Source organism: Noviherbaspirillum sp. (assembly GCF_035654295.1).
Taxonomy (GTDB): Bacteria; Pseudomonadota; Gammaproteobacteria; order Burkholderiales; family Burkholderiaceae_D; genus Noviherbaspirillum.
Genome location: NZ_DASRXF010000204.1, coordinates 1 through 26,324, shown reverse-complemented (window position 1 = coordinate 26,324; position 26,324 = coordinate 1). Strand labels below are relative to the sequence as shown.

At 63.8% G+C, this 26,324-nt stretch carries 25 protein-coding genes, 1 pseudogene and 1 riboswitch; of the genes and pseudogenes, 13 read left to right on the top strand and 13 right to left on the bottom strand.

The features are described from left to right. Nucleotides 1-93: 93 nt before the first annotated feature. The 7 genes from dksA to VFF99_RS18965 all read right to left on the bottom strand — a co-directional run bounded on the left by dksA (nt 94) and on the right by VFF99_RS18965 (nt 6,793). Nucleotides 94-579 (bottom strand): RNA polymerase-binding protein DksA, encoded by a 486-nt coding sequence (gene dksA, locus VFF99_RS18995; RefSeq protein WP_325020503.1) that lies wholly within the window; start codon nt 577-579, stop codon nt 94-96. 621 nt (nt 580-1,200) lie between these two features. Beyond that, nucleotides 1,201-2,235 carry a GTP-binding protein gene (locus VFF99_RS18990; RefSeq protein ID WP_325020490.1) on the bottom strand — a complete coding sequence of 345 codons (1,035 nt, stop codon included), beginning with the start codon at nt 2,233-2,235 and terminating at the stop codon, nt 1,201-1,203. Nucleotides 2,236-2,243: 8 nt separating this feature from the next. Further along, nucleotides 2,244-2,738 (bottom strand): Fur family transcriptional regulator, encoded by a 495-nt coding sequence (locus tag VFF99_RS18985; protein ID WP_325020489.1) that lies wholly within the window; start codon nt 2,736-2,738, stop codon nt 2,244-2,246. Nucleotides 2,739-2,829: 91 nt separating this feature from the next. Beyond that, on the bottom strand, nt 2,830-4,032 hold the full coding sequence (locus VFF99_RS18980) for a class I SAM-dependent rRNA methyltransferase (RefSeq protein WP_325020488.1): 1,203 nt from the start codon (nt 4,030-4,032) through the stop codon (nt 2,830-2,832). Between the two features lie 42 nt (nt 4,033-4,074). Then, the gene (locus tag VFF99_RS18975) at nt 4,075-5,040 is read right to left on the bottom strand and encodes a tyrosine recombinase XerC (RefSeq protein WP_325020487.1); all 966 of its coding nucleotides are present in this window, start codon (nt 5,038-5,040) and stop codon (nt 4,075-4,077) included. A 7-nt stretch (nt 5,041-5,047) separates the two neighbouring features. Next, nucleotides 5,048-5,716 (bottom strand): DUF484 family protein, encoded by a 669-nt coding sequence (locus VFF99_RS18970; protein ID WP_325020486.1) that lies wholly within the window; start codon nt 5,714-5,716, stop codon nt 5,048-5,050. Between the two features lie 81 nt (nt 5,717-5,797). After that, on the bottom strand, nt 5,798-6,793 hold the full coding sequence (locus VFF99_RS18965) for a porin (RefSeq protein ID WP_325020485.1): 996 nt from the start codon (nt 6,791-6,793) through the stop codon (nt 5,798-5,800). A gap of 175 nt (nt 6,794-6,968) precedes the next feature. Between VFF99_RS18965 and VFF99_RS18960 the strand changes: the two genes are divergently transcribed. After that, a complete protein-coding gene (locus VFF99_RS18960) occupies nt 6,969-8,447 on the top strand; it encodes a hypothetical protein (RefSeq protein WP_325020484.1) in 1,479 nt (492 codons plus the stop codon). A gap of 11 nt (nt 8,448-8,458) precedes the next feature. Here VFF99_RS18960 and dapF read toward each other — a convergent pair whose 3' ends face one another. From dapF to VFF99_RS18945, 3 genes are read right to left on the bottom strand one after another with little or no spacing between them, the layout of a single operon-like run. Beyond that, nucleotides 8,459-9,310, bottom strand: a complete 852-nt coding sequence (dapF, locus tag VFF99_RS18955) for a diaminopimelate epimerase (RefSeq protein ID WP_325020483.1) — start codon at nt 9,308-9,310, stop codon at nt 8,459-8,461. A gap of 40 nt (nt 9,311-9,350) precedes the next feature. Continuing rightward, nucleotides 9,351-10,223 (bottom strand): lipid A biosynthesis acyltransferase, encoded by an 873-nt coding sequence (locus VFF99_RS18950; protein ID WP_325020482.1) that lies wholly within the window; start codon nt 10,221-10,223, stop codon nt 9,351-9,353. Next, nucleotides 10,220-11,062, bottom strand: coding sequence for a lysophospholipid acyltransferase family protein (locus VFF99_RS18945; protein WP_325020481.1), 843 nt, complete (start codon nt 11,060-11,062; stop codon nt 10,220-10,222). Before VFF99_RS18945 ends, VFF99_RS18950 begins: the two co-directional genes overlap by 4 nt. A 178-nt stretch (nt 11,063-11,240) precedes the next feature. On the opposite strand from VFF99_RS18945, the gene metK reads away from it, so the two are divergent. The 5 genes from metK (at nt 11,241) to metF (ending at nt 16,221) form a co-directional block, all read left to right on the top strand. Further along, the gene (metK, locus tag VFF99_RS18940; protein WP_325020480.1) at nt 11,241-12,404 is read left to right on the top strand and encodes a methionine adenosyltransferase; all 1,164 of its coding nucleotides are present in this window, start codon (nt 11,241-11,243) and stop codon (nt 12,402-12,404) included. Between the two features lie 67 nt (nt 12,405-12,471). Then, entirely contained in the window at nt 12,472-13,386 is a 915-nt protein-coding gene (locus tag VFF99_RS18935; RefSeq protein WP_325020479.1) for a M14 family zinc carboxypeptidase, read from the top strand. Between the two features lie 53 nt (nt 13,387-13,439). Then, nucleotides 13,440-13,518: riboswitch (S-adenosyl-L-homocysteine riboswitch) on the top strand. Between the two features lie 30 nt (nt 13,519-13,548). Continuing rightward, a complete protein-coding gene (gene ahcY, locus VFF99_RS18930) occupies nt 13,549-14,967 on the top strand; it encodes an adenosylhomocysteinase (RefSeq protein WP_325020478.1) in 1,419 nt (472 codons plus the stop codon). Between the two features lie 73 nt (nt 14,968-15,040). Beyond that, nucleotides 15,041-15,379, top strand: coding sequence for a phage holin family protein (locus VFF99_RS18925; RefSeq protein WP_325020477.1), 339 nt, complete (start codon nt 15,041-15,043; stop codon nt 15,377-15,379). Nucleotides 15,380-15,381: 2 nt separating this feature from the next. Then, the gene (gene metF, locus VFF99_RS18920; RefSeq protein ID WP_325020476.1) at nt 15,382-16,221 is read left to right on the top strand and encodes a methylenetetrahydrofolate reductase [NAD(P)H]; all 840 of its coding nucleotides are present in this window, start codon (nt 15,382-15,384) and stop codon (nt 16,219-16,221) included. 46 nt (nt 16,222-16,267) lie between these two features. Here the strand turns inward: metF and VFF99_RS18915 are convergent, their stop codons facing one another. After that, nucleotides 16,268-16,810, bottom strand: a complete 543-nt coding sequence (locus VFF99_RS18915; protein WP_325020475.1) for a 5-formyltetrahydrofolate cyclo-ligase — start codon at nt 16,808-16,810, stop codon at nt 16,268-16,270. A gap of 50 nt (nt 16,811-16,860) precedes the next feature. On the opposite strand from VFF99_RS18915, the gene VFF99_RS18910 reads away from it, so the two are divergent. From VFF99_RS18910 to VFF99_RS18895, 4 genes are all read left to right on the top strand, one after another. Further along, the gene (locus VFF99_RS18910; RefSeq protein ID WP_325020474.1) at nt 16,861-18,804 is read left to right on the top strand and encodes a lytic transglycosylase domain-containing protein; all 1,944 of its coding nucleotides are present in this window, start codon (nt 16,861-16,863) and stop codon (nt 18,802-18,804) included. A 162-nt stretch (nt 18,805-18,966) separates the two neighbouring features. Further along, nucleotides 18,967-19,917: a complex I NDUFA9 subunit family protein gene (locus VFF99_RS18905; RefSeq protein WP_325020473.1), complete on the top strand. Its 951-nt coding sequence runs from the start codon at nt 18,967-18,969 to the stop codon at nt 19,915-19,917. Nucleotides 19,918-20,041: 124 nt separating this feature from the next. Then, a complete protein-coding gene (locus VFF99_RS18900; RefSeq protein ID WP_325020472.1) occupies nt 20,042-20,755 on the top strand; it encodes a glutathione S-transferase family protein in 714 nt (237 codons plus the stop codon). Nucleotides 20,756-20,760: 5 nt separating this feature from the next. Further along, nucleotides 20,761-21,987, top strand: a complete 1,227-nt coding sequence (locus tag VFF99_RS18895) for a multifunctional CCA addition/repair protein (protein ID WP_325020471.1) — start codon at nt 20,761-20,763, stop codon at nt 21,985-21,987. 7 nt (nt 21,988-21,994) lie between these two features. On the opposite strand, the gene VFF99_RS18890 is transcribed toward VFF99_RS18895, so the two are convergent. Next, nucleotides 21,995-23,128 carry an ABC transporter substrate-binding protein gene (locus VFF99_RS18890; RefSeq protein WP_325020470.1) on the bottom strand — a complete coding sequence of 378 codons (1,134 nt, stop codon included), beginning with the start codon at nt 23,126-23,128 and terminating at the stop codon, nt 21,995-21,997. A 263-nt stretch (nt 23,129-23,391) separates the two neighbouring features. On the opposite strand from VFF99_RS18890, the gene VFF99_RS18885 reads away from it, so the two are divergent. Then, nucleotides 23,392-24,039, top strand: a complete 648-nt coding sequence (locus tag VFF99_RS18885) for a GNAT family N-acetyltransferase (RefSeq protein WP_325020502.1) — start codon at nt 23,392-23,394, stop codon at nt 24,037-24,039. Between the two features lie 27 nt (nt 24,040-24,066). Here the strand turns inward: VFF99_RS18885 and VFF99_RS18880 are convergent, their stop codons facing one another. Further along, nucleotides 24,067-24,558: an Lrp/AsnC family transcriptional regulator gene (locus tag VFF99_RS18880; RefSeq protein ID WP_325020469.1), complete on the bottom strand. Its 492-nt coding sequence runs from the start codon at nt 24,556-24,558 to the stop codon at nt 24,067-24,069. 138 nt (nt 24,559-24,696) lie between these two features. Here VFF99_RS18880 and hppD point away from each other — a divergent pair, with 138 nt between their 5' ends. Beyond that, nucleotides 24,697-25,809, top strand: coding sequence for a 4-hydroxyphenylpyruvate dioxygenase (gene hppD, locus VFF99_RS18875; RefSeq protein WP_325020468.1), 1,113 nt, complete (start codon nt 24,697-24,699; stop codon nt 25,807-25,809). Between the two features lie 11 nt (nt 25,810-25,820). Continuing rightward, nucleotides 25,821-26,324: pseudogene (locus VFF99_RS18870) on the top strand (phenylalanine 4-monooxygenase); the annotation flags it as partial.

Here is a 26,324-nt window from a genome sequence, read left to right as displayed (position 1 = left end):
TTCATTGAAACGCGGAGCCCCAAAAGCAAACAAGCGCACGAGGATCGTGCGCTTGTCGCTTGCTGCCCGGTTGCCCGGGCGAGAGCCCGCGGGTCAGTCCCCGTAGAGCTTCTGCTTCAGCTCGCGCCGTTGCTGGGCTTCGAGCGAGAGCGTGGCCGTGGGGCGTGCCAGGAGGCGCGGAATGCCGATCGGTTCGCCGGTCTCTTCGCACCAGCCGTAGTCGCCGGCGTCGATGCTGGCGATGGCCTGCTGCACCTTCTTCAGCAGCTTGCGCTCACGGTCCCGCGTGCGCAGTTCCAGCGCGTGCTCTTCCTCGATCGTGGCGCGGTCGGCCGGATCGGGGACGAGCACGGTTTCGCGCAGGTGCTCCGTGGTTTCGCCGGCATTCTTCAGCAGGTCACGTTCGAGCTGTTGCAGCCGCGCCTTGAAGAAGGCGAGCTGCGCGTCGTTCATGTAGTCCTTGTCGCTCATCTTGAGGATTTCTTCCTCGGTGAGCAGTCGGCCCTCAGCAGGGGCGGCGGTCGGTTTAGTTGTTTTGGTAGCCACTTCGCTTACTTTCGAAACTGCGGATTTTTCCATTTTATCTGTTAACCCGGCGGGCACATTGCTGCTGCTCATGCTTGCACCGGATGTCTCCTTGGAACTCAAGCTCGAAGCTTGTACTGCCTGCTTCGATTCTGTTGCTCCCTTGGCCGGTTTGGGGACCGCTGCCTTGGCGGCGGCTGCCCGGGTCGCGGCCGGTACTGTTTTTGTTGTGTCAGCTCCCTTGGCGTTTGTCCTGGCCGCAGGCGTAACACTGCTTTTTACCGTGGTTTTACCTGGTTTGGCAATGGATTTCGTTGTCGCGGATGAGGACTTGGGAGCGGGTTTAGGGGCGGCGGGAGCGGTCTTGTCCACCTTGTCCGCAACCGTTTTCAGGGCCGATTTGGTTGCCGGCGCTGCAGCCTTGCCTTTGGCCGGCGTTTTAGCCGATGTGCTCTTGGTGGCGGATCTTGTCACGGTTGCGTTCATGGTCCCCTCGTATGATGAACCGCCCGACCTGTCGATCCCGACCCGAAAACCGCGAAAACCGCGAAAACCGTCCCCACCGTTCTCAGGCAGGCTTGGATACCATCGGGCGCCGCGTGCGACTACTGTCGACGCATCTTGCCAAACGACTACCTCCACTGCTTGAATCTACATCAATACCTGTTCAATAGTTTATACCAAACACTGTTCCAAACCGCTAATAAAAGTTTCTTTCGGGAGATTCTTGCCGATGAATACCATTTTGCTCCCGCGCGCTTCGCCATCCGCCCATTTGGCGCCGATGTCGGTGCCCATGGTCTGGTGCACGCCCTGGAACACCACCTTGCGGTCGGCGCCCTGCATCCACAGCACGCCCTTGTAGCGCAGCATGCGCGGGCCGAACACCTGCACGATACTGCCCAGGAATTCGTCCAGGCGCGCCGTATCGAAGGGGCGGTCGCTGCGGAAGACGAAGGCGGCAATGTCATCGGCGTGGTTGGAATGACTGTGCTCGTGATGATGATGCTCGTGGCCGCAATGCTCGCCGCATTCGTGGTGCGCGTGCTCTTCCTCGGCCAGGAAGTCGGGGTCGATCTCGATCTTGTCGTTCAGGTTGAAGCCGCGCAGGTCCACGAATTCGCCGATGGGAAGGGTGCCGAAATCGACTTTCAGGATCGGTGCCCGCGGATTGATGCGCTTCAGGCGCGCGCTGAGTGCTTCGACATCGCCGGCGCCCACAAGGTCGGTCTTGGATAGCAGCAGCCGGTCGGCGAAGCCTACCTGGCGCTGCGCTTCTTCATGCTGGTCGAGCTGCTGCATCGCGTGTTTGGCGTCGACGACGGTGATGACCGCATCGAGCATGTAATGCATGGCGACTTCATCGTCCATGAAGAAGGTCTGCGCCACCGGGCCGGGGTTGGCCAGGCCGGTGGTCTCGATCACCACGTGGTCGAATGAAAGTTCGCCGGCATTGCGCTTTTGCGCCAGCGTGCCGAGCGCGAGGATCAGGTCGCCGCGCACGGTGCAGCAGACGCAGCCGTTGCTCATCTCGACGATCTGTTCATTGCTTTCCTGGACGAGGATTTCGTTGTCGATGTTTTCTTCGCCGAACTCGTTCTCGATCACGGCGATGCGGTGTCCATGCGGCTCCTTCAGGATGCGGTTGAGCAGCGTGGTCTTGCCGGCGCCCAGGAAGCCGGTGAGTATGGTTGCAGGAACGAGTGTCATCAGTATTTCTAGTGCGCGCAGTCGGCGCACCATCCCTTGATCGTGAATTCGATGTCATGGCTGCGAAAACCCTTGCCCAGCGATTGCTGCAAGGCGTTCTGCAGGCTCTCTGCCTCGGCGATGCTGTCGAGGCAGAATACTTTCGCGCAGCGCGTGCACTTGAAGTGCCCGTGCTGGTGGTGCGGCTCGCTGCCGTGCTCGGCGCCGGCGCTGTAGCGGAACACGCGGTCGTCGCCGGCGATCTTGTGGGCCAGCCCGGCATCGGTCAGGCAATCGAGGGCGCGGTACAGCGTGACCCGGTCCATGTCGGAAAAGGATTCCTGCACGTCCTGGTGCGAGAACGCGCGCCCGGCCTCGAGCAGCGCGGCCAGCACCTTCACCCGCGCCTCGGTGATGCGCACCGAAGCTCCGCGCAGCTGCGCTTCGGCACGCGCGACGGCGTCCGGCGCCTTGCGGCCGGCGCGGTTGTCGGACTTGGCTTTGCTGCTCGCTTTGCTGCTCATTAATGAATTGCGGTAAAAAATGTGACGGAAAATTATGACGCAATTTTGCAATCGAGTTGCAAAAATTGATCCGAATGCAATTTTATTTCCCTCAAGGCTTGTGCAGCATCAAGCCCTTCAGGTACTCGCCTTCCGGGAAGCTGGTGGTCATGGGATGGTCCACCCCGGCATGCAGCCGCCGCAAGATGCGCGCATCGACCTTCGCGTCGTTGGCGGCGCCGGCGACGATCTTCTGGAACAGGTCGGCGCTGATCGCGCCCGAGCAGGAATAGGTGTACAGCAGCCCGCCTTCGCGCAGCAGCTGCAGGCCGATCAGGTTGATGTCCTTGTAGGCGCGCGCCGCGCGTTCCACCTGGTCCGGCGAGGCGGCGAACTTCGGCGGGTCGAGCACGATCAGGTCAAAGGACTTTCCCTGTTCGCGCAGGCTGCGCAAGGTCTTGAACACATCCGCATCCCACCACTCGGCCTTCGCGGCATCGAAGCCGTTCAGTTCGACGTTGCGCTTGCCGATGGCCAGCGCCTCGCCCGATGAATCGATCGAGACCACGCTCCTGGCGCCGCCCTTCAGTGCCGCCAGCGAGAATCCGCCGGTGTAGCAGAAGCAGTTCAGCACGTCGCGGCCGGCGGCGTGCTCCATCACCATGCGGCGGTTGTCGCGCTGGTCGATGTAAAAACCGGTCTTGTGTCCCGTCTTGATGTCCACCGCGTAGCGCACGCCGTTTTCCGAGACCAGCGTTTCGTCGCCCGGTTCATCGCCTGCCAGCGAGCCGGTGACCGGCGGCAGGCCTTCGCGGCCTCGCACGCTGGCGTCGGAGCGCTCGTAGACGTTCGGGCAGCCGGTCTCGGCAATCAGCGTCTGCACGATGGGTGCCTTCCAGGCTTCGACACCGGCCGACTGGAACTGGCAGACCAGATAGCCCTGCTTGCCTGCGTACCAGTCCACGACCAGTCCGGGGAAGCCGTCCGCCTCGCCGAAAATGAGACGGATGGCGTCAGTGTCGCGCACGGCCTGCATGCGGTAGGCCACGGCCTTCTTCACGCGTCGCTTGATCAGCGCGTGGTCGACCGGTTCGTTCTCGTCAAAGCTCCAGACCCGCGCGCGGATCTGCGACTTCTGGCTGTAAGCGGCACGCGCCAGGAACTGACCGGTAGCGGAGCGCACGATGGCGGTGGCGCCGGCCTTGTTCTTTTCTTCCGGCTTGCCTTCGATGCGGTCGATGGCGGTGGGGAAGATCCAGGGGTGGCGCCGCAAAAGGCTTTTTTCTTTCCCGGGTTTCAGGGTGATGGTCAGCATGGAAGATTCCGATAAAGGGTGTACGCGTGAAGGGCGTACTGGTTATTTGTCCGAGCTTGTCTTTTTCGCGCGCGGATGGGCGGCGTCGTACACCTGGGCCAGCCGCTGGAAGTCGAGCGAGGTGTAGACCTGCGTCGCGGCGATCGAGGCATGGCCGAGCATTTCCTGCACGGCCCGCAGGTCGCCGGACGATTGCAGCACGTGCGAGGCGAATGAATGACGCAGCACGTGCGGATGAACGTTCGCCGGGATGCCCAGCGCCTGCGCATGCGCCTTGAGCCGCAACTGGATCACCCGCGGCGACATTCGCGTGCCGCGCTCGGTCAGGAATAGCGGATGCGGATCGAGCTTCACCAGCGTGTGGCGTACCGCGAGCCAGGCGGCGATGGCCTGCATCGCATGCTGGCCGACGGGCACGCGGCGCCGCTTGCTCCCTTTGCCGATGACTTCCACCTCCTGGTCGGCGATATGCAGCCAGCCGGCGGACTCGTAGCCGCCATCCTTCGCATACTGTGCGTCGAGCCCCGCGAGTTCCGATACCCGCAGACCGCTCGAGTACAGCAATTCGAACATCGCCCGGTTGCACAACTGGCTTGCCGACTGCGCATCGCGCCCCGGCCTCGGCTCCGACACCACGCGCACAGCATCGTCGGCCGACAAGGCCTTGGGCAAGGGCTTGTCGCGCTTGGGCGGTTTGACGCCATCCACGGGATTGGCGGGGATCAGACCGTCCTGCGCCAGCCAGTCGAAGAAGCCGCGGCAGGCCGAAAGCTTGCGCGCGATGGAGCGCGGGTTCAGGCCGCCGGCATGCATTTCCGCGGCCAGTTTGCGGATATGAAATTGCGTGATGGCCGTGAACGCGGGCTTGCCCGGGAGGGATTCGGCAAAGTCCAGCAGGTCGTGCAGGTCGCGCGCGTAGTTGCGGACGGTGTGCAGCGCAAGCTTGCGCTGCTTTTCCAGGTGTTCGAGATAACGGGCAAGCTGCGCCCGGTTTGCCTCCTTGCTCACACCGTCCTTAGTCCAACAGGCAGGCCATGGCGGCGCTTGCCGTCTCGCCGATCTTGGCGAGGTAGTCGGTTGCCATGTCCGCGGTGAAGCGCTGCGGATCGGGCGAGCCGAGCACCAGCAGGCCGAAGGCTTCGGTCGCATCGGGACGGCGCAGCGGCAGCATGGCGATGGACTGGACCGACGCACCTTCATCGAACCACGACGCGGCTTCGAAATCCTGGTTGGGGCCGCAGTAGGGCGCCGTCAAGCCATTGCAGAAAATCCGCGCATCTTCGGAGACCTCCGCGGCGAACCAGGTGTGTGCATAATCCTCGGCCACGCCCCACAGGCGCAGGGTCGCATGCGGCAAGGAGAAGATGGTCTGCAAGCCGTTGACAAGAGTGTGCGGCATGTCGACGTCATTACGCGCCAGCAGCAGCGAACGGGTCCACTGGTGGAACTTGTCGGTGATCGCGTCGTTGTCCTGCGCGATGCGCAGCAGTTCGGCCAGGCGCAGCTCGTGCGACTTGATCTTGTCGCGCAACACTTCCATCTGGCGCTCCTGCAGCGACACGGCGCGTCCGGCGACGGGGCTGGTCAGCTTGACGCGTCCCAGCAGCTCGCTGTGCTCCTCGAAGAAATGCGGATTGTCGGAAAGGAAATCGGCGACGGCGGCGGAGTCCAGGTGGTAAGTCATATGCGCGGCTCAGGGTCAGGAAGCCGTGATTTTAACCGACAACCGAGCGGCGTTGCCGCGTGGACGCGACTGGACGCGCTATCAGAACTTGTGCCGGATGCCGATGTTGAACGCCTTGTCCCCGGACCCCGGTTCCGTGGCGTTGCCAACCGTGAAACCTGCGCCCGGGTCGTTCTCGATGCGGGCAAAGGAGGTGTAGAGGTTGGTGCGCCGGGACAGGGCATAGGTGTAGCCGAGCGCCCACTGGTCGGCGTCGGCGTTGCCGCCGCTGCGGTCGTCCTTGCGGGTGAAGGATGCGAGGACGGCGCCGGCGCCAACGGGAACGGTGACGCCGAGCATGTAATCGCGATTGTCGGCGGCTCCCGTGCCCCGGTTCAGTCCCACGCCCAGGCTTGCCGCCGCCATTCCGAAATCGTAACGTCCGCCGAGCAGGGTGCTGCGCGCGTTGTCGATACCCGTGGCGTCTTCGACGCGATGATGGGCGATCTTCATCACCAGCGGACCGCGCGCATAGCCGAGCGAGGCGCCGAGCTGCCGGTTTGCCGTGCTGTCGCCCGGCACTTCGCCGAAGCCATACGCCAGTTCACCGGTGAAGCCCCTCCAGTCCGGCGTGGCCAGCTTGACCGTGTTGTTCATGCGCGTGGTGGTCGACATGAGGTTGGTCGCGCTGCCGGCGAGCCCGGTGCCGAACGGATCGACCTGGTCCAGCAGGAGGTAATGCGGCGTGTATTGCCGGCCGAAGCTGAGGTCGCCCCAGCGGTTGCCCAGCCCTACCCAGGCCTGGCGGCCGAACAGCAGTCCGCCCTGTCCCAGGCTGCCGGTATCGGTATTGAAGCCGGCTTCCAGCGCGAACTTCGCCGACAGGCCACCGCCCAGGTCCTCCATGCCCTTGAACCCGAGCCGAGAACCGGACTGCACGCCGCTGGTCAATTTGGTAACGCTCCCGGCCGGCGCTCCCCGTTCGTAGACCACTCCTGCATCGACGATGCCGTACAAGGTTAGGGATGTCTGACCGGAAACATTGTTGGTTACCAGCAATAGCGCACTGTATGCAAGCGCAGGCGACGACCGCTTCATATTTGGCTCCCAGTCAGGTGACACGCCGGATGAACCCCGCGCTTTCAGGATAGGTCACCGGACCGGTGCGTGCGAGGAATTGGTCAAGGGATATGCCGGTTAACGATTGCTGCGCAAGGGAATGTGGCATTTTGTCCACATTGCCGGCGCAGCAGGCCGCGGGCGGGAAATCAGCATGGCAAACCGCGAAGATCTCCTCATCATCCGCGCCGCGCGGGCAGGAGAGGCGTCCGCGCAGCTCAGGCTGGGAAAACGCTACCTTTTCGGGGGCGCCGGCCTGCCGAGAAGCCTGCCGACCGCATTGTACTGGCTCGATCGGGCGGCCCGCCAAGGCGAGCCGGAAGCATGGATGCTGATCGGGGAGCATGTGCCTGTTGAAACGGCGAGGGGGGCCGCGCAGCCCGGCCGGCTGGCGCTCTGGTACGAGCGCGCATACGACGCCGGCGTCGCGCAGGCCGGCATCGTCCTTGCCCGGCTGGTGCTCGGCGGGGAGCACGGTCTCGCGGACGACGCCGTGCGCAACAAGGCGATGCGAGCCCTGCAGGCGGCGGCCCATGCGGGGAGTGCCGAGGCACAGTGGATGCTGGCGCAGTTGCCGGGACAGGTCGCCCGGGCAGAGTGCGACGAGCGTGCGGGCAATGAAGCCACGCTCGAATGGGCGGCCCGGGCGGCGCGCAACGGCGTGCCGGACGCACGCCATGCCATGGCCGAACATGCCTGGGCGAGGGGCGACCTCGCTGCCTTCCTGCAATGGGCGGGTCCGCTGGCTGAGGCCATCGTGTCCTCCGGACAGCCCGCGGGCGGCGCCAGCGAACGGGACCTGGCACTGGTCCTGCGGGCGGCACACGCGATGTCAGCGAATGGCAGCCCCGAGGCGGCCGCCATCACGCGCCTGCTCGAATGGGCCGCCCAGACCGGAGATAGCCAGGCGCAGCTGGCACTCGGCTTGTGGCTGGCACGCATGGATGCCGACGGCCGGCGGCTTGAGGGCGTGCCCGGTGCGGCCAACTACAAGCGGGCGATCCGCTGGCTATCGTTGGCGGCAGGTCACTGTCTGCCCGAGGCGTGGTACGCGCTGTCGAAGATTTACCAGAAACCGGAGGGCGCGCTGCGCAGTCCGGCGGATGCCTGCCGCTGTCTCGAAAAGGCCGCCGAGGCCGGCCACGGGCTGGCCCAGTTCGACCTGGGCGTGTCGCTGTGGCGGGCCAGGCTCGGACACCCGTCGAATGACGTGCGCGCTGCCGAATGGCTGCTCAAGGCGCAGTCGCGCGGCGTGGAAGCGGCGCCGGGCATGCTGGCGCGGATCGCCGGCAACGCCGAGCCGGCTCCGTGGGCAGAAGCTATCCTGCAGCGCCTGCCTCGTGATGCGGCCGGGAGCGAACCCTTGCTCGTCGCGCGACTGGAACTGGCGGCGCGCTTCGGGCTGTCGCGCGCCGAAGCGCTGCTGATCGATCCGAAGGCCTCGGATTGCGGACATTGCCTGGTTGTCGATGTGCGCGCGGAACATCCGCACAGCAAGCGCCGGCTGGTCCTGGTGCAGACGGCGCAAGAGCGGCGCGTGCTGGACCGCGTGGTGGCGGCCTTCGAACGTGCCGCCGGCGGGGAGGAGGGAAACTTCCGCCAGCGCCTGTACAGGTTGAAGACACTGGCGTAGGCGAGGGTAGCTCAGACGTCGATCTCGCCTTCGAACACCGTGGCGGCAGGGCCGGTCATCATGACCGGTTTGCCCTCGCCGGCCCACGCGATCGAGAGCTCGCCGCCGAGCGTGGCAACCTTGACGGGAGAGTCGAGCAGGCCGCGGCGGATGCCGGCAACCACGGCGGCGCAGGCGCCTGTCCCGCAGGCCAGCGTTTCACCGGCGCCGCGCTCGAACACGCGCAGCCGGACCGAGCGGCGGTCGACCACCTGCATGAAGCCGGCATTGACCCGCCTCGGAAAACGGGGATGGTTTTCGATCACCGGGCCGTCCAGGTGCACGGCCGCGGTCTGCGCCTCGTCGACCACCTGCACCGCGTGCGGATTGCCCATCGAGACCACCGAAAACCAGCTTGTCCTGCCGTTGATCTCCAGCGGCCACAGCGTGTCGGCACCCTCGCGCTTGCCGGAAAGGCCGGCGGCATCGAAGGGGACCTGTGCCGGTTCCAGGACGGGCGCGCCCATGTCCACGGTAATGCGGCCGTCGGATTCGAGCTTCGGCTCGATCACGCCGGCCATCGTCTCGACCCGGATCGCGCGCTTGTCGGTCAGCCCCTTGTCGGTCACGAACTTGACGAAGGCGCGCGCACCGTTGCCGCACTGCTCCACTTCGCCGCCGTCGGCGTTATAGATGCGGTAACGGAAGTCGACGCCGGGGACTTGCGGCTTCTCGACGACAAGCATCTGATCCGCGCCGACGCCGAAGCGGCGGTCAGCCAGCTTCTTCCATTGTTCCGGCGTGAAGTCGATGTGCTGGTTGATGGCGTCGATCACGACAAAATCGTTGCCGGCGCCATGCATCTTGGTGAATTTGAGTTTCATGCCGAGATTATAGAACGCTCTCCCGGCATCTGCCGCCCGCTCAGTCCTTTGTGTAAAGGCTGGGAGCGCCCGGCGGACGGGTCTTGAAGCGCTTGTGCGCCCAGAAGTATTCGGCAGGCGCTTCCAGCACGCGTTCCTCGATGAAGGCATTCATGCGGCGCGTCGCCTCCGCGATGTCGCCGCCGGGATAATTTTCCCACGGCGGATAGAAAGTGACTTTCCATCCCTTGTAGCCGGGAAGGAAGGTCGCGATCACCGGAACCACTTTCGCGCCGACGGTGCCGGCAATGCGCGCGGGGGCGGTCAGGGTGGCGGCCGGAATACCGAAGAAGGGGACGAACTCCGCATCCTTCTCGCCGAAATCCATGTCGGGCAGCATGAAGAAGGGCAGACCTTCCCGCATGGCGCGGATGATGGGTTTCACGCCTTCGCCGCGCGAGAACAGGCGCACCGGTCCGAAGCGCAGGCGGCCCTTGCGCAAGGCATCGTCGAACACCTTGTTCTGCTGTTTCGTGTAGATCGAGCACAGGTTGGTTTCCAGCACGACGGCTACGCCGGCCACGTCGAGCGAGACGAAGTGCGGGCAGAGCAGGATGGTCGGTCCCGACTGGATGACGTCGAGGGGCACGCGTGGCTCGACATGGATCAGGCGGCGCAGCCGGGACACCGGCGCCCACCACAGGAGGGCGCGCTCGAGCACGCTGCGCGCGTAGGCCTGGAAGTGCTTTTTTGCGATCGTGTAGCGTTCGGCCTCGGACAGGTCCGGCAGGCATAGCCGCAGGTTGGTCAGTGCGATACGGCGCCGCGATTTCACGAGCAGAAACAGCAGCGAACCGACGCCTTCGCCGATGCGCGCAAGAATGGGAAGGGGCAGCCAATGCAGCAGCCACATTACGCCTAGCAAAACTCTCATTGGGCCTCCGGACCTGCCACGCCGTCAGGCGCCTTGTAACGGTTGTAACTCCAGAAATACTGCGACGGGCAGCGCGCGATCAGTTCTTCCATGCCGGCATTGATGGCGCGGGCCTGTTCCGCGGGCGAGCCGGCCAGCTCGCGGTCGAAGCGCACGAAGCGCAGCGCGAAGCCCTTGCCGCCTGCGAGGCGCTCCGCATACGAGAGGATGATCGGCGCGCCGGTCATCTGCTGCAGTTTGGCCGGCAGGGTCATGGTGTAGGCGGGCTTGCCGAAGAACTCGGCCCAGACCCCTTCACCTTCCTGCGGCACCTGGTCGGGCAGGATGCCGATCGGGCCACCCTGCCTGAGGGTCTTGAGCAGCGTGCGCACGCCGGACATGGTGGCCGGCGCCAGACCGAGGTTGATGCGCGCCCGCGCGTCTTCGACCAGCGGTTTGAGCGCCGATTTCTTCGGCGGACGGTACATCACCGTGAGCGGCGTGATGGTCGCCACCTTTTGCGCCAGGATCTCGAAGCAGCCGAGGTGCGGCGTCAGGAAGATGATGCCGCGTTTTTCATCGAGGGCCGATTGCACCACGTCCCAGTTTTCGACATGCGCGGTGCGCAGCACGCGTTCCGGGCTGGCGCACCAGACGAAAGGAAGTTCGAGGATGTTCTTGCCGGCTTCGGCGATGGCCGATGAAAGGGAGCCGGCATAGCCGGCACGGGTGATATTGTCTTTCAGTCTACGGCGATAGGATGGCGATGCCAGGTAGACCAGCCAGCCCAATGCCGAACCGAGTCCGTGCAGGACGGGAAGCGGCAGGATGGACAGCAGGCGGAAAAGTCTGACGAGCATCAATTGTGCGGCAGGGAAATGTTGAGAAACTTTTGAAGACGCGTAAAATAACACATCTGGAGTACCCGCCGAGTTAACAGACAACTTGCGAGGCGGCATATAAATTTCGCTAAAGCGTCGCAGGCTCGCAATGTTGGCCGCGACATGGTCCAGCAATACTTAATAACAGGAGCTTGCGATGGCAAACGAATACCTCTTTACTTCGGAATCCGTTTCCGAAGGACACCCCGACAAAGTCGCCGACCAGATTTCCGATGCGATCCTCGACGCCATCCTGGCGCAGGATCCGAAGGCGCGCGTGGCGGCTGAAACCCTCTGCAACACCGGCCTGGTCGTTCTCGCCGGCGAAATCACCACCACCGCCAACGTCGACTACATCCATGTCGCGCGCGACACCATCAAGCGCATCGGCTACGACAATGCCGACTACGGCATCGATTACAAGAGCTGCGCCGTGCTGGTCGCCTACGACAAGCAGTCGCCGGACATCGCGCAGGGCGTGGACGAAGGCAAGGGCCTCGACCTCGACCAGGGCGCCGGCGACCAGGGCCTGATGTTCGGCTATGCCTGCGACGAAACGCCGGAACTGATGCCGGCCGCGATCTACTACGCGCACCGCATCGTCGAGCGCCAGTCGCAACTGCGCAAGGACGGCCGCCTGCCCTGGCTGCGCCCGGATGCCAAATCCCAGGTCACGCTGAAGTATGTCGACGGCGTGCCGGTCGCGATCGACACGGTCGTGCTGTCCACCCAGCACAGCCCGGAAATGGAGCACAAGGCGATCGAGGAGGCGGCGATCGAGGAAATCATCAAGCCGGTCGTGCCCAGTGAGTGGCTGAAGAATACGCGTTACCTGATCAACCCGACCGGCCGTTTCGTCATCGGCGGCCCGCAGGGCGACTGCGGCCTGACCGGCCGTAAGATCATCGTCGACACCTACGGCGGCGCAGCCCCGCACGGCGGCGGCGCGTTCTCCGGCAAGGACCCGTCCAAGGTGGACCGTTCCGCCGCCTACGCCGGCCGCTACGTCGCGAAGAATATCGTGGCCGCCGGCCTGGCCAAGCGCTGCCAGATCCAGGTGTCTTACGCCATCGGCATTGCCAAGCCGACGTCGATCATGGTCACCACCTTCGGCACCGGCAAGATCAGCGATGAAAAACTGGCGATCCTGGTGCACGAATTGTTCGACCTGCGCCCGAAGGGCATCGTGCAGATGCTGGATCTGCTCCGTCCGATCTATGCGAAGACCGCCGCTTACGGCCACTTCGGCCGCGAAGAGCCGGAATTCTCCTGGGAGCGTACCGACAAGGCCGCCGCGCTGCGCGCCGCTGCCGGACTGTAGTAACACCGCTACGCGTGCAGTGGCGGAATGGGCCTGGTTGCAGTAAGTTCTCGGGCAGGCTCAACAATTGGATGAAGTTATTGTGCGATTGATCCGCAATGTCACTGCACTGCTGGCTGTGGCGGCATGCATTCCCGCGCTTGCCGCTCCGGCAAGCGCTGCCCAGCAGGCCGAGTGGTGCAACCGCCTGACCCCCCGGCTGCCCGGCGTCAATGCCGCCGGCTGCCTGCGCAGCGGCCTGCAGCCCACCGGCGCGACTTCCCGGAACGGTTTCCCGATCCTGATGCGCTCGATTCCACCGGCGAAATCGGCCAAGAAGGGCGAGCCGGTACGGGTGCTGCTCCTGGGCGGCATCCACGGCGACGAGCTGACTGCGGCGGCCATCGTGTTCCAGTGGATGCAATTGCTGCAGGCGCCCCCGGCGCAAGCCTTCCACTGGCACGTTGCGCCGGTCGTCAATCCGGATGGTCTGCTGGCCGCCAAGCCGCAGCGTGTGAATGCCAACGGCGTCGACCTGAACCGCAATTTCCCGACGCCCGGCTGGGAGCAGGATGCCAAGCGCTACTGGATGAAGACCACGGGCAGCGACCCGCGCCGCTTTCCCGGGCAGTCGCCGCTGTCGGAGCCGGAAAGCCGCTGGCTGAACGCCGAGATGGAACGTTTCAAGCCGCATGTGATCATCTCCGTCCACGCGCCCTTCGGCGTGCTGGACTTCGACGGTCCCGCCAAGCCGCCGCGGCGTTTCGGGCGGCTGTATTACAGCCGGGTCGGGGTCTATCCCGGCTCGCTTGGCAACTATGGCGGCATGCACAAGAATGTCCCGGTGATCACCATCGAACTGCCGAACGCGCAGGCGATGCCTCCCAGGGATGAAGTGCTGCGCATCTGGAAGGACATGCTGGCGTGGATCGAGCGCAGCGTGCCGGCCGGGAGTGCGTCACCGATCCAGCGCACCTCGAACAAGGCGCTGATGGATCATTGAGGTTTGTTGATTTTTGCCGGACTTGCGTAGGCTTGCGTAGGTTATAATCCCGGCTCCAAGGAGCGTTGCAGCACGGTTTTCCCATGACCGTGTCAGGCTTGGATATCTTTTTCGCAACGGCGCTCACGTTACTTTTTTCTCTATTTCAGAAAGGAGGGCGTGATGAGCGCCGTGTTGTCCAATACCACTTCCCAGGATTTCTTCGTCGCCGATCTCGGCCTGGCCGATTGGGGCCGCAAGGAAATCAAGATTGCCGAAACGGAAATGCCCGGCCTGATGGCCATCCGTGAGGAATACGCCGCATCGCAGCCGCTCAAGGGCGCGCGCATCACCGGCTCCCTGCACATGACCATCCAGACCGCCGTGCTGATCCAGACGCTGGAAGCGCTGGGCGCCAAGGTCCGCTGGGCATCCTGCAACATCTACTCCACCCAGGACCATGCCGCCGCCGCGATCGCCGCCAACGGCACGCCGGTGTTCGCCTTCAAGGGCGAGAACCTGGACGAGTACTGGGACTTCACCCACCGCATCTTCGAATGGCCGGACGGCGGCTATTCCAACATGATCCTCGATGACGGCGGCGATGCCACCCTGCTGCTGCACCTCGGCGCGCGTGCGGAAAAGGACCAGAGCGTGCTGGCCAACCCGGATTCGGAAGAAGCGACCTGCCTGTTCAATGCGATCAAGAAAAAGCTGGCCCAATCGCCCGACTGGTATTCCACCCGCCTGGCGCAGATCAAGGGCGTGACCGAAGAAACCACGACCGGCGTGCATCGCCTGTACCAGATGCACAAGGAAGGCAAGCTGGCTTTCCCGGCCATCAACGTCAACGACTCCGTCACCAAGTCCAAGTTCGACAACCTGTACGGCTGCCGTGAATCGCTGGTCGACGGCATCAAGCGTGCGACGGACGTCATGGTGGCGGGCAAGATCGCCGTGGTGTGCGGTTACGGCGACGTAGGCAAGGGCTCGGCCCAGGCACTGCGTGCGCTGTCAGCCCAGGTCTGGGTCACCGAGATCGACCCGATCTGCGCACTGCAGGCCGCCATGGAAGGCTACCGCGTCGTGACCATGGAGTACGCGAGCGAGCATGGCGACATCTTCGTCACCGCCACCGGCAATTACCATGTGATCACGCATGAGCACATGAAGCGCATGAAGGACCAGGCGATCGTGTGCAACATCGGCCACTTCGACAACGAAATCGAAGTCGCCGCGCTGCGCCAGTACACCTGGGAGAACATCAAGCCGCAGGTCGATCACGTCATCTTCCCGGACGGCAAGCGCATCATCCTGCTGGCCGAAGGCCGCCTGGTCAACCTCGGCTGCGGCACCGGCCATCCGTCCTACGTGATGAGCTCCTCCTTCGCCAACCAGACCATCGCGCAGATCGAGCTGTACTCCAACACCGCGTCCTATCCGGTGGGCGTGTACACGCTGCCCAAGCACCTCGACGAAAAGGTCGCGCGCCTGCAGCTCAAGAAGCTCAACGCGCAGCTGACCGAACTGACCGAGGAGCAGGCCGCCTACATCGGCGTGAAGAAGGAAGGCCCGTACAAGGCCGACCACTACCGCTACTAAGAATGACGGAGTGCCCTCCGCCGCGGCGGAGGGCCGCACCGCGACAGGAAAGGTTTATCCAGGGAGGAAAACCATGCGCCTGCTTGTCACCTGGCTGATCAACGCGGCCGCGCTGTTTGCGCTGCCTTACCTGATGCAGTCCGTTCGCGTCGAAAGCTTCACCACCGCGCTGGTTGCGGCACTGGTGCTGGGCCTGGTCAATGTGTTGATCCGGCCGCTGCTCGTGCTGCTCACCCTGCCGGTGACGGTGCTCACGCTCGGATTGTTTATCTTCGTGATCAACGGCCTGCTGTTCTGGGCGGTCGCCAGTTTCGTCGGCGGCTTCCAGGTGGCCGGCTTCTGGTCGGCGATGGGCGCGGCGATCCTCTACAGCCTGATTTCGTGGGCCTTGTCCGCCTTGATACTCAAGTAACCATGACACAGAAAAATTTCAGCATCGAGTTTTTCCCGCCCAAGACCCCCGAGGGCGTGGAGAAACTGCGCGCCACCCGCGCCAGGCTGGCCGAGCTCAACCCGAAGTATTTTTCGGTGACCTTCGGCGCCGGCGGCTCCACCCAGAAGGGGACGCTCGAAACCGTCCTCGACATCAAGCGCGAGGGCCATGAGGCGGCGCCTCACCTGTCCTGCATCGGCGGCACGCGCGAGAGCATCCGCGCCATCCTGCAGGAGTACAAATCGCACGGCATCCGCCGCGTTGTCGCCCTGCGCGGTGACCTGCCCAGCGGCTACGGGGCATCGGGCGAATTCCGCTATGCGAACGAACTGGTGGAATTCATCCGCGCCGAAACCGGCGACTGGTTCCACATCGAGGTGGCCGCTTATCCCGAGATGCATCCGCAGGCGAAATCGCCGCAGGACGACCTGCAGAATTTCGTGCGCAAGGTGAAGGCCGGCGCCAATGCGGCGATCACGCAATACTTCTACAACGCGGATGCCTACTTCCGCTTCGCCGATGAAGCGCGCAAGGCGGGTGTCGACGTTCCCATCGTGGCCGGCATCATGCCGATCACGAATTACTCGCAGCTGATGCGCTTTTCGGACATGTGTGGGGCGGAAATCCCGCGCTGGATTCGCCTGAAGCTGGCGAGCTACGGCGACGACGCGGAGTCGATCAAGGCATTCGGCCTCGATGTCGTGACCGGCCTCTGCGAGCGCCTGCTGGCGGGCGGCGTGCCGGGCATGCACTTCTATACGCTCAATCAGGCCGCTGCTACCACGGCGCTTTGGAAGCGCCTGAACCTGCCCGCAGGCTGAGCCGGTTGGCAGGGAAGGCCTGCGCATTCCGGCGCGGGCCTGCCTTTCACCTTTCCGTGATCAAGACGTCCAGCGCGATGTCGTGGTCGTCCGCAGCGAAACTCGTGCGGGCGCATGCGTAAGCGATCCCTATCGTCACCGGCCGCGGCGCGCGTTCCAACGTGCGGTCGTAAAAACCGCCGCCATACCCCAGCCTGAATCTTTCGTCATTGAATCCCACACAAGGGATGAGCAGCGCTTCCGGCTGCACTTCATCGCCCGACAGCGGAATGGAGACGCCGAACGCATCCTTTGTCATCGCGTCGCCGGGCTTCCATTCGATGAAACGCAGCGGCGCTGCGCCGGCTACCACCGGCAATGCCAGCCTTACTCCACGTGCCAACAACGCGCGATAGCAATCCATCAGGTCAGGCTCCCCGCGGATCGGCCAGTACACGCCCATCGTCCTGACCGGATGTGCGCTCCACCAGGCGAGGACGCGCTCGCCGATGACGGCATCGCCCGCCCGGCGAACTTCGGTTGGAATCGCTTGTCTGTTCGCGAGCAGCTCGCGCCGCAGGGCGGCTTTTTGTGCGGTATTGTCCGGCATGGTGACATGCTATCCTACGAGACGTAGAACCAGTGATGAAGGCCTTATAGATGTTTCAAATGAAATGGATTGCAGGTGTTGCACTTGCCGCAGCGTCGGTGCTGTTTGCCCCGGCCACGCTGGCAAAGAAGCCTGCCGCCTTTGCCAGCGATGACGAAGTCTTCCTGGCATTGCGCGACGCCGCTCGCAATGGCGACGCGAACCGCGCAGCCGAACTTGCGTCCCGCCTTGGCAATTATGCCATTCCCTCCTACGTCGATTATTTCCGCCTGCGCCCGCGCATCAACACCGCCGGCGAGCAGGAGATCCGCGATTACCTTTCCCGTTACGAAGGCAGCGCCATTGCCGACCGCCTGCGCAACGACTGGCTGCTCGAGCTGGGGCGCACGCGCAACTGGACGCTGTTCGACGAACAATATCCCCAGTTTGTGCTCAACGATGACAACCAGGTCAAGTGCTATGCGCTGACGTCGAAGGCGCTGAAGGGACAGGACGTCGTCGACGATGCGCGCGGCGTACTGGTCAACACCCAGAACTACGGCGAAGCCTGCGCCTTGCTGATCGTCACCCTGGTGGAGGCAAAGCAGTTCACGCAGGATGACGTCTGGACCTATGTGCGGATGATCGGCGAGTCCGGGTTTGCCAATACCCTGCGCCGCATCGCTTCCGTCACCGACGCCAGCGAGACTGCGCTGGTGCAGGCCTTCGAGAAGCCGGACGGCATTCTTGCCCGCGGCCCCGGCGGCAACCGCGCCTCGCGCGAGGTCTTCATCCTTGCGCTGGGACGCAGTGCGAAGAACGATCCGTCGCGCGCCGTCAGCGCGCTGGTGAAGGCAGCCGAGCAGCTGAACGAACGCGAACGCGAACATGCGTGGGCGCAGATCGCGCTGCAGGCGTCCATGAAGCTCGCGCCGGATGCGATCGTCTACTGGCACCGCACCAACGGCGCGCGGCTCTCGCCGGACGGCTACCAGTGGAAAGCACGCGCTGCGCTGCGCGCCGGCGAGTGGAAGCTGGTGAAGTCCACCGTCGAAGCGATGCCTGCCAATCTGAAGAACGATGCCGCATGGATCTACTGGCTGGGCCGGGCGCACCTTGCTGAAGGCGACCAGGAAGAGGCCAAGCGTCTGTTCGGCTCGATTGCCGACCAGACCAATTTCTACGGGCAGCTTGCGCTTGAGGAACTGGGCAGGAAGGTCACGGTTCCGCCGCGGGCGAAAGCGCCCACCGCGGAGGAAATCGCACCGATGGCAGAGAACGCCGGCTTCCGCCGCGCGCTGAAATTCTTCGATCTGAACATGCGTTTCGAAGGCTATCGCGAGTGGAACTGGGAACTGCGCAAGATGGATGAACGCCAGCATCTCGCCGCGGCGGAGTACGCGCGCCAGAAGAATGTGCTCGACCGCATGGTGAATACCTCCGACCGCACCAAGTCCGAGCTCGACTTCACGCAGCGTTTCCCCACGCCGTTCCGCGACGTGATGGTGGCGGCGACCGAGCGCCTGAGCCTGGACATGGCCTGGGTGTACGGATTGATCCGCCAGGAATCGCGTTTCATCATGAATGCACGCTCGCATGTCGGCGCCTCGGGCTTGATGCAACTGATGCCGGCAACCGCGCAGTTCGTTGCACGCAAGATCGGCATGGGCAATTTCTCGCAGCATCAGGTCAACGACATCGGCACCAATATCACGCTCGGCACCAACTATCTGAACATGGTGCTGCACGACCTCGAAGGTTCGCAGGCGCTGGCGACGGCTGCCTACAACGCGGGACCGGGCCGGCCGCGCGCCTGGCGCTCGACGCTGCCGCGCGTGGTCGAGGGAGCGATCTTCGCCGAATCGATCCCCTTCACCGAGACGCGCGACTACGTGAAGAAAGTGCTATCCAATGCGACGTATTACGCTGCCCTGTTCGAGGACAAGCCGCAGTCGCTGAAGGCGCGGCTCGGCAGCGTGGCGCCGAAGGGTTTCGCCACGAGCGAACTGCCCTGAGCACCGGCCTTGCCGCCAACCGGAAAAGCCACATCCGCGGATGTGGCTTTTTTCTTTTCCGGCCGCAATCATGAATTTCCCGAAACCGCACGTTGAAGGCTGCCGCCTGCTGGAGTAAAAAGAAACATGCAGGCAGTGCAGGCATGCGAAGGAGGAGGCATCATGGCATATCGAAACATTCTGGTCCTCGGCGGCACCGGTTTCATCGGCAGCCACATCATTGCGAAACTGGTCGATTCCGAATGCCGCGTCACCGTCCCGACGCGGCGCGAGGGGCATGCGACACACCTGTTGCTGTTGCCGGCTGTCGAGGACGTGATCGTCGCCAACATCCACGACGATGCCACGCTCGACCGGCTGATGCATGGCCAGGATGCCGTCATCAACCTGGTCGGCATCCTGCACGGCAAGCCGGGGCCGGCGGGGACGCGCTACGGGCCGGAATTCGCCAAGGCCCACGTCGAATTGCCCCGGCGGGTCGTGGCGGCATGCGCGAGGAACGGCATTCGCCGCTACCTGCACATGAGCGCGCTGGGGGCGTCGCCCGACGGGCCGTCCATGTACCAGCGGTCCAAGGGCGACGGCGAAGCGGCCGCCATGTCGCAGCCCGAGGTCGCCACCACCATCTTCCGGCCTTCGGTCGTGTTCGGCGACAACGACCATTTTCTGAACATGTTCGCCTCGTTGCAACGGATGCTGCCGCTGATGCTGCTGGCCGGCGCCGATGCGAAGTTCCAGCCGGTCTATGTGGAGGACGTGGCGCGCGCCTTCGTCGCGGCCCTCAGGGACAACCGGACGATCGGTAAGATCTACGAACTGGCGGGGCCGAAGGTCTATACGCTACGCGAGCTGGTGAGGATGGCCGGCGAGTATTCCGGCCACCGGCGTCCGGTGGTCGGCATGCCGGACGCATTCGCCCGCCTGCAGGCTTTTTTCCTGGAGCACCTGCCCGGCGGACCGCTGATGAGCAGGGACAATCTGGATTCGATGACGGTCGACAACGTACGCAGGAGTGCCCTGGCCGATGAGCTGGGCATCCAGTGGACACCCATCGAAGCGATCGCGCCGCACTACCTGCGCGCGAAGGCGCGACACACCGCCGCTGCCGCCTGAATTTCCCGGGCGGCTTTCCCGGTTTGGCAAAGTCGCCCAAAAGCTATATCCTCGAATCCCGCACGCCGGCTCGCGCCGGGCGGACCCTTCTGCGTGAAAAATAATCGAACAACGGACGGCAAGCATGCAAAGCACAGAACTCGACCCGACCCTTTCGCAAACCCTCAGCGCCGCGGAAAAGGCGGGACTGAAACTGGTGATCGGCAACAAGAATTATTCCTCCTGGTCCATGCGTCCGTGGGTGGCGATGACTGCCTTCGGTATTCCGTTCGAGGAAGTGCGCATTGCGCTGGGCAAGCCGGAAACCTCGTCGATGATCGCGCAGCATACTGCGGCCGGGCGCGTGCCGGTACTGGTTGCCGGGCAGACCACGGTGTGGGATTCCCTGGCGATCTGCGAATACCTGGCGGAGCAGTTCCCCGACAAGGGAATGTGGCCGCGCGACGTCGAGGCGCGCGCCATTGCCCGCTCCATCTGCGCGGAGATGCATTCCGGCTTCACGGCGCTGCGCACGTCGATGTGGATGAACATCCGTGCCAGCTTCCCGGGCAAGGGCCGCACGCCGGAATCGCAGGCGGACATCGCGCGCATCTGCGAGATCTGGGAAGACTGTCTCGCGCGCTCGGGGCCGCATCATTTCCTGTTCGGCGACTTCTCGATCGCCGATGCCTACTACGCACCGGTCGTCATGCGCTTCCGCACCTACGGCGTGTGGCTGCCGCCGGCCTTGCAGGCCTATGTCGACCGTGTCGTCGCCCATCCCGCCGTCGCACAGTGGATCAGCGAGGCGCTCAAGGAAACTGACCGGCTCGAAAAGTACGACAGCTATCCGGGCTGAATGCGATGAAAACCTATGTCGTCGGCGGTGCGGTGCGCGACGCCCTGCTCGGCCTGCCGGTGCAGGACCACGACCATGTGGTCGTCGGCGCGACACCGGACCAGATGATCGCGCTCGGTTACCGGCCGGTCGGCAAGGATTTTCCCGTATTCCTCCACCCCGAGACGAACGAAGAGTACGCGCTGGCCCGGACCGAGCGGAAGACGGCACCCGGCTACAAGGGCTTCGTGTTCCATGCCGAACCGGACGTCACGCTGGAAGAAGACCTTGTGCGCCGCGATCTGACCATCAATGCGATGGCGCGCGCCGACGACGGCAGCATCGTCGACCCCTTCGGCGGCCGGCGCGACCTGCAGGCGCGCCTCTTCAGGCATGTTTCCGAAGCCTTCCTCGAAGACCCGGTGCGTATCCTGCGCGTGGCGCGCTTCGCGGCGCGCTTCACCGATTTCACCGTCGCTCCCGAGACCAACGCGCTCATGTGCAGGATGGTCGAGGCCGGCGAAGTCGACGCGCTGGTGCCCGAGCGCGTGTGGCAGGAGTTGTCGCGCGGACTGATGGAAGCGAGGCCGTCCCGCATGTTCGATGTCCTGCGCGCGTGCGGCGCATTGGGGCGCATCCTGCCCGAGCTCGATGCGCTCTGGGGTGTGCCGCAGCCGGCAAAACACCATCCGGAGATCGATACCGGCGTCCACGTGATGATGGTGGTCGACTATGCCGCGCGGACGGGCTGCAGCTTGCCGGTCCGGTTTGCCGCGCTGGTGCACGACCTCGGCAAAGGCGAGACGCCCGCGGAAGCATGGCCGGCGCACCACGGCCACGAAGGGCAGGGCGTGCGCCTCGTGGAGCAGGTGTGCAAGCGGCTGAAGATCCCGAGCGATTGCCGCGACCTCGCGGTCATGACGGCGCGCGAGCATGGCAACGTCGCCCGCGCGTTCGAGCTGCGCGCGGACACCATCGTCAAGCTCCTCGAGCGCTGCGATGCGTTCCGCAAGCCGGCACGCTTCGCCGAGATGCTCCTGGCCGCCGAATGCGATTCCCGCGGCAGGGCGGGATTCGAGGACACCCCCTTCCCGCAGCGCGCCTGGCTGGAGCAGGCGCTGGCGGCCGCCGCCGGGGTGAATGCGGGCGCAGTGGCCCGGCAGCACGCTGCGCAGCCGGCCCGCATTCCGGAAGCCGTCCGGGCCGCGCGGGTCGCGGCGGTCTCGGCCCTGGCCGGGAGTGAGCAGCAGTAGCGAGGCTTCAACGCACGAAGCGGCCGTTCTTGCCGATCATCGTGAGTTCGACGAATTCGCTGCCGGTATGGTCGTTCTGGCCGTAGGTCACCATCAGCCCGCCGAAGTCGACGCGCTGCATGGATTCGAGCGCCTGAATGAAACCGGCTCGGGTCGGCCGGGGGCCGGCGCGGCGCAGGGCCTCCACCAGCACCTTCGCATTCACGAAGCCCTCCATCGCCGCGTAGGACACGGTGATCTTCGATTCCTTCGCCGCCTGCGCGAATTCCTGTCCCAGAGGCGTCGACAACAGGTGCGGCGTCGGCGTGATCTGCGACACGATCACCCCGGCGCTGGCCGGGCCGAGATCCTCGACGAAGGCCTGCGAGGAATTGTTGGACATCGTCATGATCTGCATCTGTCCGCCTTGTGCGCGGATCGCCTTGATCACTTCAGCGGTGTTCTTCGCGGAGCTGACGATGACCAGCGCGGCCGGATTGGCCTTGATGACTTGCGCTGCCGCAGCGGCGTAGTCCGGTTTCACGCGCGCGAAAGCCGTGACCGACACGGGCGTGAGCTTGTGCGCGTCCATCGCCTTGCGGAAGCCCTCCAGGCCGTCCTGTCCGAACGCATCATCCACATGCAGGATGCTGATCCGGTGGACGCCGACGGTGGCAAAATGTTCGATCGCCTTGGCGATCTCGTCCTGGTACTTCGCGCGGATATTGAACAGCAGGCGATTCACCGGCGCATGGAACACGGCTGCCCCGGTGCTCGGCGCCAGCAGCGGCACGTTGTTTTGCGCCAGCAGCGGCAGGATCCCCTGCGTGTGCGGCGTGCCCCGCCCCTGGAACAGCGCGAACACACGGTCCTTCTTGATCAGCGTTTCGGCATTGGCGAGCGTGAGCGCCGGGTCGAACTTGTCGTCCAGGGTCTTCAGGACGATCTGCCGTCCATGGACGCCGCCTTTCTTGTTGACGCGGTCGATGTATGCCAGCGCCCCCTCGTTCATTTCCTTCACCGGGCCGGCGACGGTGCCGGTCACGCCCACGGTCTGCCCGATGAGAATGTTCGTGTCCGTCACGCCATCCTCGGCAAAGGCTGAAAGTGCGGTGGCGCCGAGCAATAATGCCGATAGGATCTTGCGAGAAGCTGCGTACATCGTGACGTCCTTCACCAAAACGGGGAGCAGCCATTGTTGAACCGTGCCCTGCGGACAGCAACTGTGGTTTTTACGTAAGTGCAACACGGAGCTGTGGTATTTCTGCATTGATATGGGTCAACCGTTGCGGATATTGAGAAGATGCCTCCTTCCTCTTCCGGCAGATCGCTTAAAATGGCATTGTGCATTGCACAAAAACTCGTCGCCGAGAGGAGTGCGCAATGAAATCGAATGAACTTGGAGGCCTGACGCCTTCACCCGAAATGAACGACCAGTTGTCTTCCGACAAACCCACGGTGCGCGTGAAGGCATTGTCCGAGCGCGACCGCCGCCGTCTGCTGATGCATTTCCTGGCGCTGGACGACAGCGACCGGCTGCTGCGTTTCGGCATGGTCTTGCCGGATGACCTGGTGACCCGCTACGTGCAGACGCTCGACTTTTCACGCGACACGGTATTCGGCGTCTACGACGACAACCTGGCGCTGGTCGGTGTCGGCCACCTCGCCTTTGCGCCGCGTGAAGCCAATCCGGTGCTCAGCGACGCAACGCTGAAGGCGCGCATCGCGGAGTTCGGCGTCTCGGTCTCCGCCTCCGCGCGGGGCCGCGGCGTCGGCTCCAAGCTGTTCGAGCGCGCCGCGATCCACTGCCGCAACGAGGACGTGGACACCTTGTACATGCATTGCCTGTCGTCGAACCAGACAATGATCCATATCGCAAAGAAAGCCGGGATGGAAATCCACCGCGAATACGGCGAGGCCGATGCCTACCTGAAGCTGACGCCGGCCAATCCGGGAAGCATGCTGGCCGAGGCGGTGGAAGAGCAATTCGCGAGCTTCGACTACACCCTCAAGGCAAATACGAAAGCCGCCATGAAGTGGTGGCGCAGATTGCCGGGCATGAAGGGAAAGTAAACGTGGCGGCGCGGCATGCGCCGGCCGTCACACCAGCGGCAAGGCCGTCGTGTCCTTGATGCGCTGCAGCGCAAAGCTTGATTTCACGTCCAGCACGGCGGGGTGCTTGAGCAGGGTTTCCATCATGAAATGCGAAAAGTGCTCCATGTCTTCGACGTGCACCCGCAGCAGGTAATCCATCTCCCCCGTCATCGCGTAGCACGCCACCACTTCCGGCCAGTTTTCCACCGAGGCGGCGAAATCCGCGCGCGGCGAGCGTGAATTGCCGGGCGAAGCGTCGCTGTGCTTTTCCAGCCGGACATTCACATAAGCCAGCAGGCCGAGCCCGATCTTGTCCGGGTCGAGCAACGCCACGTATTGCCGTATCACTCCGGATTCTTCCAGGTTCCTGATGCGCCGCAGGCAGGGCGAGGGGGACAGGTTCACCTTCTCCGCCACTTCCTGGTTGGTCAGCCGGCCATTCGTCTGCAGGATGGAAAGAATCTTGAGGTCGGTTTTGTCCAGGTTGATTCTTGACATGGATCACCAATTTTAAAAAAGGTTTTGCAATTTTATTGCCAAAATTCTGTTTCTGTGGGTCGATTTCGCAATCTTCTGCCTCCCTGCCTTGACTATACTGCTTTTAGCTATTTATTAAAATTTTTGAAGGAGACAGGCATGGATTTCCAACCCTGGGACAACCCGATGGGCACCGACGGCTTCGAATTCATCGAATACGCTGCCCCCGATCCCAAGGCGCTCGGCGCGTTGTTCGAACAGATGGGCTTCACCGCGATCGCCCGCCACCGCCACAAGGATGTGACGCTGTACCGCCAGGGTGAAGTCAACTTCATCATCAATGCCGAGAAGGATTCGTTCGCGCAGCGCTTTGCGCGCCAGCACGGTCCGTCGATCTGCGCCATCGCCTTCCGCGTGAAGGATGCCGCCTACGCCTACAAGCGCGCGCTGGAGCTCGGTGCCTGGGGCTTCGACAACAAGACCGGCCCGATGGAATTGAACATTCCCGCCATCAAGGGCATCGGCGACTCCCTGATCTACTTTGTCGACCGCTGGCGTGGCAAGGAAGGGTCGCAGGGTGCGATCGGCGACATCAGCATCTACGACGTCGACTTCGTCGCTATTCCCGGCGCGGAGGCCAATCCCAAGGGCCACGGCCTGACCTACATCGACCACCTGACCCATAACGTGCACCGCGGCCGCATGAAGGAATGGGCGGAATTCTACGAGCGCCTGTTCAACTTCCGCGAGATCCGCTATTTCGACATCGAGGGCAAGCTGACCGGCCTGAAGTCGAAGGCAATGACGTCCCCCTGCGGCAAGATCCGCATCCCGATCAACGAATCCTCCGACGACAAGTCCCAGATCGCGGAATACCTCGACCTCTATCACGGCGAAGGCATCCAGCACATCGCGCTCGGTACCGACGACATCTACAGCACCGTCGACAGCATGAAGAAGTCGAGCGTGGCCTTCCAGGACACCATCGACACCTACTACGACCTGATCGACAAGCGCCTGCCGGGCCACGGCGAGAAGCTGGACGAACTGCGCCGGCTGCGCATCCTCATCGACGGCAACAGCAATGCGACCAACCGCGAACTGCTGCTGCAGATCTTCACGCAGACGGTGATCGGGCCGATCTTCTTCGAGATCATTCAGCGCAAGGGCGACCAGGGCTTCGGCGAGGGCAATTTCCGCGCGCTGTTCGAATCGATCGAGCTCGACCAGATCCGGCGCGGCGTGCTGAAGGACGACCAGGTTTCCGCATAAGGAAAGTCATCATGAACACCACTGTCGACCAGGCGGACTTTTTCAAGACGCTGGAAGAGAAGTCGGATGGCGGGAAGCTGCGCGGCGATTACAGCAGTTGCGACGAGCGTTACGTCGTGCGCCAGGATTGGGCGGCCTACGCGCCGGAACAGCACGCCCTTTGGCGCAAGCTGTACCAGCGGCAGGCAAAGCTGGTACCCGACCGCGCGTGCGAACTGTTCATCGAAAGCCTGGGCAAGCTCAACGCCGCGGACGAGATCCCGCGCCTGGACCGTACCACCGAAGCGCTGCACAAGGCCACCGGCTGGGAACTGGTCGCGGTGCCGGGCCTCATCCCCGACCTGACCTTCTTCGAGCACCTTGCCGAGCGGCGCTTCCCGGTCACCGTATGGCTGCGCGATCCCGAAGAGTTCGACTACATCGTCGAGCCGGACATCTTCCACGATTTCTTCGGCCATGTGCCGCTGCTGTTCAATCCGGTCTTCGCCGACCATCTCCAGCAGTTCGGCAAGGGC

Coding starts and splice junctions, on each gene's coding strand:
- VFF99_RS18905 (WP_325020473.1), top strand. CDS start 18,967: ATGGCATATCGAAACATTCTGGTCCTCGGCGGCACCGGTTTCATCGGC.
- VFF99_RS18895 (WP_325020471.1), top strand. CDS start 20,761: ATGAAAACCTATGTCGTCGGCGGTGCGGTGCGCGACGCCCTGCTCGGC.
- metF (WP_325020476.1), top strand. CDS start 15,382: ATGACACAGAAAAATTTCAGCATCGAGTTTTTCCCGCCCAAGACCCCC.
- VFF99_RS18890 (WP_325020470.1), bottom strand. CDS start 23,128: ATGTACGCAGCTTCTCGCAAGATCCTATCGGCATTATTGCTCGGCGCC.
- VFF99_RS18910 (WP_325020474.1), top strand. CDS start 16,861: ATGTTTCAAATGAAATGGATTGCAGGTGTTGCACTTGCCGCAGCGTCG.
- dksA (WP_325020503.1), bottom strand. CDS start 579: ATGGAAAAATCCGCAGTTTCGAAAGTAAGCGAAGTGGCTACCAAAACA.
- ahcY (WP_325020478.1), top strand. CDS start 13,549: ATGAGCGCCGTGTTGTCCAATACCACTTCCCAGGATTTCTTCGTCGCC.
- VFF99_RS18985 (WP_325020489.1), bottom strand. CDS start 2,738: ATGAGCAGCAAAGCGAGCAGCAAAGCCAAGTCCGACAACCGCGCCGGC.
- VFF99_RS18885 (WP_325020502.1), top strand. CDS start 23,392: ATGAACGACCAGTTGTCTTCCGACAAACCCACGGTGCGCGTGAAGGCA.
- VFF99_RS18970 (WP_325020486.1), bottom strand. CDS start 5,716: ATGACTTACCACCTGGACTCCGCCGCCGTCGCCGATTTCCTTTCCGAC.
- VFF99_RS18900 (WP_325020472.1), top strand. CDS start 20,042: ATGCAAAGCACAGAACTCGACCCGACCCTTTCGCAAACCCTCAGCGCC.
- VFF99_RS18945 (WP_325020481.1), bottom strand. CDS start 11,062: ATGCTCGTCAGACTTTTCCGCCTGCTGTCCATCCTGCCGCTTCCCGTC.
- VFF99_RS18915 (WP_325020475.1), bottom strand. CDS start 16,810: ATGCCGGACAATACCGCACAAAAAGCCGCCCTGCGGCGCGAGCTGCTC.
- VFF99_RS18990 (WP_325020490.1), bottom strand. CDS start 2,235: ATGACACTCGTTCCTGCAACCATACTCACCGGCTTCCTGGGCGCCGGC.
- VFF99_RS18960 (WP_325020484.1), top strand. CDS start 6,969: ATGGCAAACCGCGAAGATCTCCTCATCATCCGCGCCGCGCGGGCAGGA.
- VFF99_RS18980 (WP_325020488.1), bottom strand. CDS start 4,032: ATGCTGACCATCACCCTGAAACCCGGGAAAGAAAAAAGCCTTTTGCGG.
- VFF99_RS18950 (WP_325020482.1), bottom strand. CDS start 10,223: ATGAGAGTTTTGCTAGGCGTAATGTGGCTGCTGCATTGGCTGCCCCTT.
- VFF99_RS18925 (WP_325020477.1), top strand. CDS start 15,041: ATGCGCCTGCTTGTCACCTGGCTGATCAACGCGGCCGCGCTGTTTGCG.
- metK (WP_325020480.1), top strand. CDS start 11,241: ATGGCAAACGAATACCTCTTTACTTCGGAATCCGTTTCCGAAGGACAC.
- VFF99_RS18880 (WP_325020469.1), bottom strand. CDS start 24,558: ATGTCAAGAATCAACCTGGACAAAACCGACCTCAAGATTCTTTCCATC.
- dapF (WP_325020483.1), bottom strand. CDS start 9,310: ATGAAACTCAAATTCACCAAGATGCATGGCGCCGGCAACGATTTTGTC.
- VFF99_RS18965 (WP_325020485.1), bottom strand. CDS start 6,793: ATGAAGCGGTCGTCGCCTGCGCTTGCATACAGTGCGCTATTGCTGGTA.
- hppD (WP_325020468.1), top strand. CDS start 24,697: ATGGATTTCCAACCCTGGGACAACCCGATGGGCACCGACGGCTTCGAA.